Genomic DNA, 10233 nt, shown 5'->3' with positions numbered 1-10233 from the left:
GGGGGGGGGGGGGGGGTGGGGGGGGGGGGGGGGGGGGGGGGGGGGGGGGGTGGGGGTGGGGGGGGGCGGCGACGCGCGGGGGGGTGCCCCCCCCCCCCCGTCGGTGTCGGCCGCAGCCGATGGTGGAGCCACTACGGCATAGCCGAATCGGGATCCCCCGTGGGAGGCGGTGCCCAGCCGGGGGAATCGATAGCCCCACATGATCTTCGATGGTGTGCGCGGTGTGTGGTCTCCAGCGGATGCCAACCGGGGTGAATCGGTGCCAACGCGGGTCACCGTGGCCGGCCGCCGGTCGCCAACCGGGGTTCGTGTGCCCGGTATGTGCTCCTGGGCTGCGACAACGGCGGTCCGGGGAACGCGGGTGGACGTGGGCCACTCCCTGCCACCCCAAGTGAACCCGCAGGTCGCTAGACTAGGCGCTCGCGCCCCCGTAGCTCAGGGGATAGAGCATCGGTTTCCTAACCGGACGCTCCGCCCGTATTCATAGGCCGACGACCTGCGGTTTTCCATTTTCTGTCTGCGCGTGCCGGTCGCTTCGCGGCCTTGCTGCGATCGCCTGCTGAAGATCAACACACCACCCCTTCGGCCCTCGGCGGCCCTGACCGGCTGGGGAGCGACCTGCGGGCGAGGTCAGTCTGCTGTTGGGGCGGGAGCCTGCCACAGGGTGCTGACCGGCATGGCGCGGAGTCTGTCGCCGAACGGCAGCGTGGAGGTTCCGGTATAGAGGACGATGCCGGCGACGAAGTCATTACCGAGGCGCTCGGCGAGCCGGCGTAGCCCGCGGAAGTCGTCGGGTCCGACGGTGGTGGCTGCTTTGACTTCGATCCCGACCACCTGACCGGTTCTGTTCTCCAGCACCGCGTCGACTTCGTACCTGCTCTGGTCGCGGTAGTGGGACAGGTCGACGAACTGCTCGGACCAGGTGAGTTGCCGGGACAGCTCGGACAGGACAAATGATTCGAGCAGCGGGCCGAACGGTGCGCCCGGCCGGAGCAGTGCCCGGGCGTCGGTCGCGATCTCGTTGGCGGCGATGCCCGAGTCGACGAAGATCAGTTTCGACGCGGCGGTGGTGCGGGTGCCCAGGTTGCGGGACCAGCCGGGGATCCGTTTGATCAGGAAGATCTCTTCCAGGGCTTGGAGGTAGCGGGCGATAGTCGGCCGGCTGAGCCCGAGTGCGGATTCGAGGGAGTTGGCGGCGATGATGGTCGCGGATCGGGCCGCGAGCAGGCGTACCAGTTTGCGTAGCTCGCCCTTGTGCTGGATGTCGGACAGTTGGCGGACGTCGCGGTCGATGAGCGCCTGGACGTAGGCGTCGAGGAATCGTTGGCGGCGGCGTGGGTCGGTGCGGGTGGTGGCCTCGGGTAGGCCGCCGCGTACGATTCGGGCCGCGTAGTCGGCGCGGGTCACGTCCGACTCGTGTCGCAGGTTCGGGCCGAGTGCGAAGACGGCGTCGATGAATCCGTCCGGCGCTGCGTCGAGTTCGCCTTGGGAGAACGGCCAGAGTTCGATGGTTTCCATCCGGCCTGGCAGCGCGTCCGGGGCAGCCACCATGCCGAAGAGGCGAGACGAGCCGGTGAGCAGGTACCGGCCGGGACGGGGATCCTCGTCGACGGCAGCCTTGATGGCCAGCAGAAGTTCCGGGGCGCGCTGGATCTCGTCGATGACCAGGAGTTGGGAGGAGTCCACGAACCCGACGGGATCGGTGACCGCCGCCGCCCGGTCCTGAGCCCGATCAAGATCGCGGCGTTCGGCTAGACGATCGCCGGCAACGAGGCGGACCAGGGTGCTCTTGCCTGATTGGCGTGCTCCGTTGATCAAGACGACGCGGGTGTCCGCCAGGGCAGCATTGACCTGCACGGCGGCGCGGCGGGGGATTAGGTGCGGTGTGGGCACGGCGTCATCATAACGGCCGCATTTTCGATCTGCGAGCACCTCGGCTTTCGATTTGCGGCCCAAGGTGCGTTCGGTACGCGGTCACTTGATGTTCGATCTGCGGGCCACGCGAGCGAGGCGTTCGTGGAAGGGGTCCACCGCTACGCCGCGTCGCTGCGGGTCGCGGCGAGTTCGGGAAAGGCCTCTTCCCAGCGTTGCCTGAGCTGGGGTGGCAGCCAGAGGGTGGGCCAGAGTCGCCGGAGGACATCGGCATCGAGCCAGGTGTGCAGATCCTCGACCGTGCTGGCTTCGGTGAGTACCACCTTGTACAGGCTGGCCAGGCGCGCAGGCCGGTCAAGGTCGTAGCCGGCGTGCCCGGACCAGTCGAGGTGACGCGGAAGCGTCACCCAACCTTCGGTCGGGCCCTGCAGTTGCGCAAGGGTTTCGGCCACCACGTAGGGCTTCCGGTCACCGTAGGGCCGGTAGTCAGCCGGCGGCTGGGGTGGTGTCCGGCGCCGGCTGAGGTTGGTCGCCCGCCGGACTTCCGGTCGTAGCGCCTGACGGATCGTCTCCCGGCTGTATCCGGTGACCCGCTGCAGATCCACCGGCCGCCACCCGGCGGCGTGGAACGCCCGCAGCTGCTCGTCCCGCTCGGTCAACGCCTGCGCCCGCGTCGCCTCGTACCGGGAGACAACCGCATGTAGCTCATCCTCGGAGAACCGGCCCATGCCAGCGAGCCTACTGCGCTAGGCCAAGCACGCTTGGTGTTTCCCCGTGGAGGGTCGATGCTCTCAGCGTGGGCCGCCCGGCCCGACCAAGCCCGTTTCGTAGGCGACGATGACAAGTTGTGCCCGATCACGTACAGCCAGCTTGGTCAGCAACCGCCCGACGTGCGTCTTCACGGTGGCCGGGCTGAGATGGAGATGCTCGGCCAACTCCGCGTTGGACAGGCCCCGGCCGATCAGTGTGAGTACTTCCCGTTCCCGTTCGGTGACCCCCGTCAGCCGTCGTGGCAGTGGCCGGGCCGGCTCGGGCCGACGCGCGAACTCGTCGATCAGCCGGCGGGTCACCGTCGGCGCGAGCAGGCCTTCGCCGGCGGCCACCACCCGGATGCCGGCCAGCAGTTCCGCGGGTGGGGTGTCCTTGAGTAGGAACCCGCTGGCTCCGGCGCGCAGTGCTCCGTAGACGTACTCGTCCAGGTCGAATGTGGTCAGGATGACGACGCGGGTGCCGGCGGTGGCGGGGTCTCCGCAGATGCGTCGGGTCGCCTCGATGCCGTCCATTTCTGGCATCCGCACGTCCATCAGCACCACGTCCGGGCGGTGCTCGGCGGCCAGCGTAACGGCTTCCACGCCGGTGCCCGCCTCACCGACTGTGGTGAAGTCCGGGGTCGAGTCGACCAGCAGCCGGAAGCTGCCGCGCAGCAGTGCCTGGTCGTCGACGATCAGCACCCGAATCACGTGGTCACCCGGTAGGGCAGGCTGGCGGTCACCGTGTAGCCGCCGCCGCCGGCGTGCGGCCCGGCGCGGAACTCGCCCCCGTGCAACGTCACCCGTTCCCGCATGCCGATCAGCCCGTGTCCCTCCCCGCCGATCAGGACCGGACGGCGGCCGTCGTCGGTCACCTCGATCCTGACCTCGCGATGCGTGACGGTCACCGTTGCTCTGCAGGTGGCGGGTGCCGCGTGCTTCACCACGTTGGTCACCGCCTCTTGCATGATCCGGTAGACCGCCAGGCCCACCGACTCCGGCACCGCTGCGGCTGGTTCCTCCTGCCGTACGTCGAGCCGTACGTCGACACCGGCGATCGCCGCCTGTTGGGCCAGCGCGGGCAGCTCGTCCAGCCCGGGCGTCGGGGCGTAGGGGGTGTCCTCGCGCAGTGCGCCGAGCACCCGGCGTACGTCGGTCAGTGCGTTGCGGCCGGTCTCCTCGATCACCCGCAGGGCGGCCTCCGCCTCGCCGGGATCGGTCCCGGCGACGTGATTGGCGACGGCCGCCTTCACGACGATGAGGCTCAGCGTGTGCGCGACGACATCGTGCAGCTCCCGGGCCACCCGTAACCGCTCCTCGGCGGCGGTCCGGCGGACCAGGTGCTCGCCCTCACGGGCGGCGACGGCACGCCGCTCGCGGACCAGCCAACCGATCAACCAGGCGGGCGCGATCATGACGGTGGCGTAGACGACCCCGCCGGTTCGCGACCAGAGGTCGCTCTCGGTCAGCACCAGGGCGACGCTCACCAGAGCGAGACAACCGGCGGCACATAGCAGTGACCGACGCGTTTGCGTCGACACGGCCACCGTGTAGAAGGACAGGCCGATGGCGAGCCCGGGCGCGGCGGCGGCATAGTTGGGAATCACGCCGGTGATCAGGGCGACGGTGGCCACGGAGCTGATCACGACGGCGACGATGATCGGCCAACGTCGCCGTACGGCCAACGGCAGCCCGAGGGCGAACCCGACGAGCACCGACACCCAGAGCGGTTCGCGCACACCACCGTGCAGCGGCGATTCCAGTGCTGCGTACGGGCCGAGCAGACCGCCGACCGCCACGGCGAGCACGGCGTCCACGGTGGCCAGTTCCGCCGGCCGCAGCTGCCGGGTCAGCAGGAGGGCGGTCACCTGGCGAAGCGTATCGGGGGGCTGGTCCGGCCGCGTCCACCTGCGGGTGGTCATCCTCGGGTACGACGTCCAGGCTCGTCCCGGACCCGGGCTCCGCCCGGGGGAGGGCCAGAAGGTGCCCGCGCCGGCACGACGCGCAGTACCTGCCGGAGCCGGCACCCTGACGGTCATGACCACACAGACGGTGACCATGACAGGGCTGCGCGCGGTGTACGGCACCGGAGCCCGCCGGGTGACGGCGCTCGACGGCGTGACGACCAGCTTCGCCAGCGGCACATTCACGGCGGTGATGGGCCCGTCGGGCTCGGGGAAGTCCACCCTGCTGCACTGCGCGGCCGGGTTGGACAGGCCGGCCGAGGGGACCGTCACGATCGACGGCAGGCGCCTCGACGACCTGGGCGAGGACGAGCTGACCCGGTTGCGCCGCGATCGGATCGGCTTCGTGTTCCAGGCGCTCAACCTGGTGTCCACGCTGACCGCGGCGCAGAACGTCGAGTTGCCGTTGCGCCTGGCCGGGCGCCGTCCCCCGGCCCGGGACGTCACTGCCGCGCTCGACGCCGTGGGACTGGCCGACCGGGCCGGGCACCGGCCGAGCGAACTGTCCGGTGGCGAACAGCAACGCGTCGCCGTGGCCCGAGCGTTGATCACCCGTCCCGCGGTCGTCTTCGCCGACGAACCGACCGGGGCACTGGACAGTGCGGCGTCCCAGCAGATCCTCCGGCTGCTGCGCGCACTCGTCGACGACCACCGACAGACCGTCGTGATGGTGACCCACGATCCCACCGCCGCCGCGTACGCCGATCGGGTCCTCCTGCTCGCCGACGGCCGCATCGTGGACGAGTTGGCCGGCGGGATCACTGCCGCGGTCGTCGCCGCGCGGATCGCCGAGCGGGAGACCGCCCCGGCGGAGAGCGCCGTGGAGTCGTCGTGGTGAGCATCCGGCGGTCGGCCGGTGCCTTCGTGGCCGTTGCCGTCGGCGTCACACTGGTCGCGGTGACCACCCTGCTGCTGGCCTCCGGCCGCCCACAGGTGCCCGACCGGCTGGCGTACGCGGCAGTCGTGGTGCAGAGCCCTGAGGCCGGCGCGCCGGCCGACGCGTTCGCGCCGACCCGGCCCTGGTCCGCCGCCAGGACGGCGGACCTCACCGGCCGGCTGGCCGAGGTGCCGGGCGTCACGGCGGCGGTGCCGGACCGGACCTTCTACGCCCAGGCGCTCGTCGACGGCCGGCCCCCGGCCACCGATGCGCAGCGGGAGGAGACTCACCAGGGCCACGGCTGGTCCAGCACCCGGCTGGGAGGACTCCGTCTCACGGCGGGCGCGCCGCCCCGGCGCACCGGTGAGGTAGTCGTCGACCGAACACTCGGGCTGCCTCCCGGCGGGCCGGTCACCCTGCTCACGGCGGCGGGCCCGCAGCCGTACACCGTCACCGGTCTGGTCGATGCGCCCGGCGTCTACGTCGCGGACGAGGTTGCCGCCGCGCTCGCGCCCGGCGTCCGGGCCATCGGCCTCCTGGTCGCTCCGGGTGCCGATCCCGGGGAGGTCGCCGAGGCGGCGCGGAGTGTCGTCGGCGGCGACGGACGGGCACTGACCGGCGACGGACGTAGTGCGTTGGAGCCTCGAAATGACGCCCGCACCCGCTGGATCGGCATGCAGGTGCTCACCGCCACGGCGGCTCTCGCGGGTTTCGTCACGGTCTTCGTGGTCGCCTCCACCTTCGCGTTCACCGTCGCGCAGCGCCGCCGTGAGCTGGGCCTTCTACGCGCCGTCGGGGCCACCCCCCGTCAGGTCCGCCGCATGGTCCACGCCGAGGCGCTCGTCGTCGGCGCCACGGCCGGACTCACCGGCCTCCTGGCCGGCGCCGCGCTCGCCCCGGTGTTGGGCGCGCTGCTCGTCGACGTCGGCTTCGAGCCGGCGACCTTCCAGCTCCGGTACGAACCCTGGCCGGTCGCGGTGTCGATCGTCGCCGGTCCGATGATCGCGCTGCTGGCCGTCTGGTCGGCGTCGCGCCGAGCGGCACGCGTACGCCCGCTGGAGGCGTTGCGCGAGGCGGCGGTGGAACAGCGGCCGATCGGGCGGCTGCGGATCGCCACCGGGGTGCTCCTCGTCGCGGCGGGGCTCGCCCTCAGCCTTGGCACGGCGACCGCCGACCAGGCCCGCGACGCTGCCACGTTCGCCCTCTACGCGGTGATGGCCCTGGTGGCCGGCGCCACCGTGCTGGCCCCGGCGGCCGTCGGCCCAGTGGTGCGGCTGCTGCGGTCGCCGGTGCGTCGACCGGGTGGTGCGATCGGGATGCTGGTCCGAGCCGGGGCGTTGACCGCGACCCGGCGGACGGCGTCGATCGCCGCCCCGGTGCTGCTCACGGTCGCGTTCGCGGTGCTGGTCTCCGGGATGGTGCGCACCACCACGGCCGCCTACGCGGCGAGCCGGGCCGACAACGTGAACGCCGGCTGGGTCGTCGTGCCCGACCGCGCACCGGGCCTGTCGGACCAGGTCGTCGCGGCGGTCGGGGGGACCGCCCTGCTGCCGACGACGGTCTTCGAGAGCGACCCGGACTTGTCGTCGGCGAACCAGCCGTTGACCGCGCTCGGCGTGGACCCTGCGGGCTTCGCCGCCGCGAACAGGGCGCTCGCCGTGGTTGCCGGCTCACTGGACGACCTGAGCGGGAGTGACACGGTGGTCCTTCCCGCCTCGGCGAACCGGCAGCCGTCCGAGCCGTACGCGTTGGCCTTCGCCGATGGGGAGGTGGTGTCGCTGCGCGTCGTCGCGGTCGTCACCGACGACTCGATCCCCGGCGACCTGCTACTGCCCCGGTCCGTGGTGCGGGCGCACGACCCCTCGGCGCTCACCTCCGCGGTGTACGTCCAGAACCGGGTCGACCCTCCGGCCGGAGCGCGGATCGTCGACGTGGCCGGGTGGGCGGCCGAGGCGGACCGCGCTGAGGACCGCCTCGTCTGGCTGTTCACGCTGCTGCTGATAGGTGTCTCGGCAGGCTACGGGGCGGTCGCGGTGGCAAACACGCTGCTGATGGCCGCCGCCGGCAGGGTGGCCGACCTGCGGCTGATCCGGCTGGCCGGAGCGACCCGCAGGCAGGTCATCTGGCTGGTCACGGCCGAGTCCGCCCTGGTGGTGCTGATCGGCGCTCTGCTCGGCGGGGCTGTCGCGATCGTCGGTCTGCTGAGCGTCCGTGCCGGCCTCGCCGCGCAGGCCGGCGTACCGGTCGACCTGGTGGTGCCGTGGTCGGTGGTCGGCTCGGTGGTGGGGCTCTGCCTGCTGCTGGCGGTGCTGGCGAGCGCGTTGCCGACCTGGCGGTCACTGCGTCACCGTCCCGCGCGGTCCCCCGTCGGCATCATGGGGTGAACCCGTGCCACCGCCCTCCCATCTGGGCGGTCGCGCCGCCACCGCTCACCGACGCGATCCATGCACCGAAATTCGCTCTCTCAGTCACCGTGCTCCTTCCCCCGCTCGACGGGGGTCTGATGCCCGCGGGCCGCACACCAAGTCCGAGATGCCGGCGGCAGGTGCGGCAGACTGGCGCCGCCGCGTCCGCAGGGCGAAGAGTGGGTATGGCTGCGTGTGTTTCGCCGTGATCGCTTGGCTCACGGTAGGAGATGCCACCCGCCGCTTCACCGTCTGCGAGATTCGGTAGACCGCTGATGGAGACCCGCGACCTGCGTTCGCATCGTTAGAAGATGCCGGCAAACCCGACCCCAGACGAGGCACATTCGAGCAAACCGACCGACGAGACCGCCCTCCTCACCGTCATGGCCGAGGTGTCGACACACGGCCGTCCGGTCTGCTGGGCGGTCGACGTCACCACCGGCCTGTCCGCCCTATTGCTGACCCTGCTGTGGCGGCGCCAGGTCCAGGTCCGCTACGTCTCCGGCACCGTCGCGTTCCACATGGCCGCTGCGTTCGCCGGGGAGAACAAGACCGACGCCCGCGACGCGGTCGTGATCGCACAGACCATCCGCATGCGCCCCGACATCCCCATCCTGGAACCCTCCGACCGGCTCATTGCCGAGCTGACCGTGCTGACCGGGTACCGCGCCGACCTCGTCGGGCAGCGTGTCGCCACCCTGTTCCGGTTGCAGGAACTACTCACCGGGATCAGCCCTGCCCTGGAGCGAGCGGTGGACCTCAACCGCAAAGCCCCGATGATGGTGCTGGCCTGCTGGCAGACCCCGGCCGCGATCCGCCACGCCGGCGTCGACCGGATCACCGCCCTACTCCGGCGCGGGCACGTCAAGAACGCCGTCCAGGTCGCCGAGGCGATGGTCGCTGCCGCCCGGCAGCAGACCGTCACCCTGCCCGGCCAGCGTGCCGCCGCCGTGGTCGTCGGGCAGATGGCCACCGAGATCCTCGCCCTCGAACAACGCATCGCCGCCGTCGACGACCTCATCGCCGACCACCTCGACCAGCACCCCCTCGCACCGATCATCGAAAGCATGCCCGGCATGGGGCCCCTGCTCACCGCGGAACTACTGGTGCACACCGCCGGCATGACCGAGTACGACAGCCCCGCCAAACTCGCCGCCCGCGCCGGCCTGGCACCTGTCTCTCGCGACTCCGGAACGGTTTCCGGCAACCATCGGCAGCCTCGCCGCTACCACCGCAGGTTGCGGCACATTCTGTGGATGGCCGCGTTCACCGCCGCCCGCGAATGCCCCACCTCCCGCGCCTACTACGAGAAGAAGCGCGCCGAAGGCAAGAACCACCGGCAAGCCATCCTCGCCCTCGCCCGGCGACGCGTCGACGTTCTCTGGGCACTCATCCGCGACCGTAAGGCATTCGCTCGACCGGCACCGGTGATCCGCGCGGCAGCTTGAAACAGACGGCTCCCCGCCGGCGCGAGCCCATCGCGCCGGCCGATCCACCCTGCCCGTCAAGATCAACCGGAGTCACATGGAGACTCCGGGTGTGCTCCTGGGCTGCGACAACAGCGGTCCGGGGATCATGGGTGAACGCGGGCCACTCCCTGCCACCCCAGGTGAACCCCCAGGTCGCTAGACTAGGCCCTCGCGCCCCCGTAGCTCAGGGGATAGAGCATCGGTTTCCTAAACCGTGTGTCGCAGGTTCGAATCCTGCCGGGGGCACCAGGTCAGAGCCTTGACCGGCAAGAAGTTGCCGCAACATGGATGTGCATCTATGTATATTTCCACTGTCCCCCGACCTCCCCCGGATAACACGTGTGGGCGATCGGGTTTCGGCGAACCCTGTTCGGGTGTCGGCGGGCGGCGCGGGTAATGGTGGCGAAACTCAGGCTCGCTTCGTTCAGCGGAGTCGCCGACAGCCGGCCGGCGGTTTGGGGCCTTCGGTCGGCGCGGGCAGTCGGCCGCGCATGCGCCTACCGCCTCGACCGAGCCGATGTGCGTGGTGATGGCGTGGATGGCCTCGTGGGTGACGGCGTCGACCGCTGACCGGTGTCGTGATCGGCTGGGACGGGATGCCGAGTAGGGGGTTCCGCCGTCACCCTACGAGGGCGCTGGGATTCGACCGATCGATGATGCGTCGACGAGCCGGATGGCCGCCCAACCTGCCTTGGTGCCCTTCGCCTTCGGGGCTCGGTAGGCTGTGCCTCTTTCCGAAGTGGTGCGTTGGAGGTGCGGTGCAACCCTCAAACGAGTCGGACCGTGCTCGCGCTCCCCACCTTCGGACCGGAGTGAAAGTTCGTCGCACGCGGGCTGGGATGCACTTTCTTGATGTGGCCAGTGGGTTCAACGGATGCCGGGCCAAACCCACAATGG

At 70.9% G+C, this 10233-nt stretch carries 7 protein-coding genes and 1 tRNA gene; 4 read left to right on the top strand and 4 right to left on the bottom strand.

Features of this window, described 5'->3' with window-relative positions; translation table 11 throughout:
* Positions 1-630: 630 nt before the first annotated feature.
* From ACLQ2X_RS06440 to ACLQ2X_RS06425, 4 genes are all read right to left on the bottom strand, one after another.
* Positions 631-1893 (bottom strand): ATP-binding protein, encoded by a 1263-nt coding sequence (locus tag ACLQ2X_RS06440; protein ID WP_425680030.1) that lies wholly within the window; start codon positions 1891-1893, stop codon positions 631-633.
* Positions 1894-2033: 140 nt separating this feature from the next.
* On the bottom strand, positions 2034-2600 hold the full coding sequence (locus tag ACLQ2X_RS06435) for a hypothetical protein (RefSeq protein WP_425679995.1): 567 nt from the start codon (positions 2598-2600) through the stop codon (positions 2034-2036).
* Positions 2601-2663: 63 nt separating this feature from the next.
* The gene (locus tag ACLQ2X_RS06430; RefSeq protein WP_425679994.1) at positions 2664-3332 is read right to left on the bottom strand and encodes a response regulator; all 669 of its coding nucleotides are present in this window, start codon (positions 3330-3332) and stop codon (positions 2664-2666) included.
* A complete protein-coding gene (locus ACLQ2X_RS06425) occupies positions 3329-4489 on the bottom strand; it encodes a sensor histidine kinase (RefSeq protein WP_425679993.1) in 1161 nt (386 codons plus the stop codon). The genes ACLQ2X_RS06430 and ACLQ2X_RS06425 overlap by 4 nt, the downstream gene beginning before the upstream one ends.
* A gap of 169 nt (positions 4490-4658) precedes the next feature.
* Here ACLQ2X_RS06425 and ACLQ2X_RS06420 point away from each other — a divergent pair, with 169 nt between their 5' ends.
* The 4 genes from ACLQ2X_RS06420 (at position 4659) to ACLQ2X_RS06405 (ending at position 9585) form a co-directional block, all read left to right on the top strand.
* Complete coding sequence (locus ACLQ2X_RS06420) at positions 4659-5423, top strand: ABC transporter ATP-binding protein (protein WP_425679992.1); 765 nt, start codon at positions 4659-4661, stop codon at positions 5421-5423.
* Positions 5417-7846 (top strand): FtsX-like permease family protein, encoded by a 2430-nt coding sequence (locus ACLQ2X_RS06415; RefSeq protein ID WP_425679991.1) that lies wholly within the window; start codon positions 5417-5419, stop codon positions 7844-7846. The genes ACLQ2X_RS06420 and ACLQ2X_RS06415 overlap by 7 nt, the downstream gene beginning before the upstream one ends.
* 332 nt (positions 7847-8178) lie before the next feature.
* A complete protein-coding gene (locus ACLQ2X_RS06410; protein ID WP_425679990.1) occupies positions 8179-9315 on the top strand; it encodes an IS110 family transposase in 1137 nt (378 codons plus the stop codon).
* 194 nt (positions 9316-9509) lie between these two features.
* Positions 9510-9585, top strand: a tRNA-Arg gene (locus ACLQ2X_RS06405).
* Positions 9586-10233 lie beyond the last annotated feature (648 nt).

The sequence above is a fragment of the Micromonospora sp. DT31 genome (assembly GCF_049841795.1).
Taxonomy (GTDB): Bacteria; Actinomycetota; Actinomycetes; order Mycobacteriales; family Micromonosporaceae; genus Micromonospora.
This window is presented reverse-complemented; position numbering and strand designations above follow the sequence as displayed.

Excerpts from the sequence above, each read along its gene's own strand:
- ACLQ2X_RS06435 (WP_425679995.1), bottom strand. The coding sequence starts at position 2,600 with ATGGGCCGGTTCTCCGAGGATGAGCTACATGCGGTTGTCTCCCGGTAC.
- ACLQ2X_RS06420 (WP_425679992.1), top strand. The coding sequence starts at position 4,659 with ATGACCACACAGACGGTGACCATGACAGGGCTGCGCGCGGTGTACGGC.
- ACLQ2X_RS06410 (WP_425679990.1), top strand. The coding sequence starts at position 8,179 with ATGCCGGCAAACCCGACCCCAGACGAGGCACATTCGAGCAAACCGACC.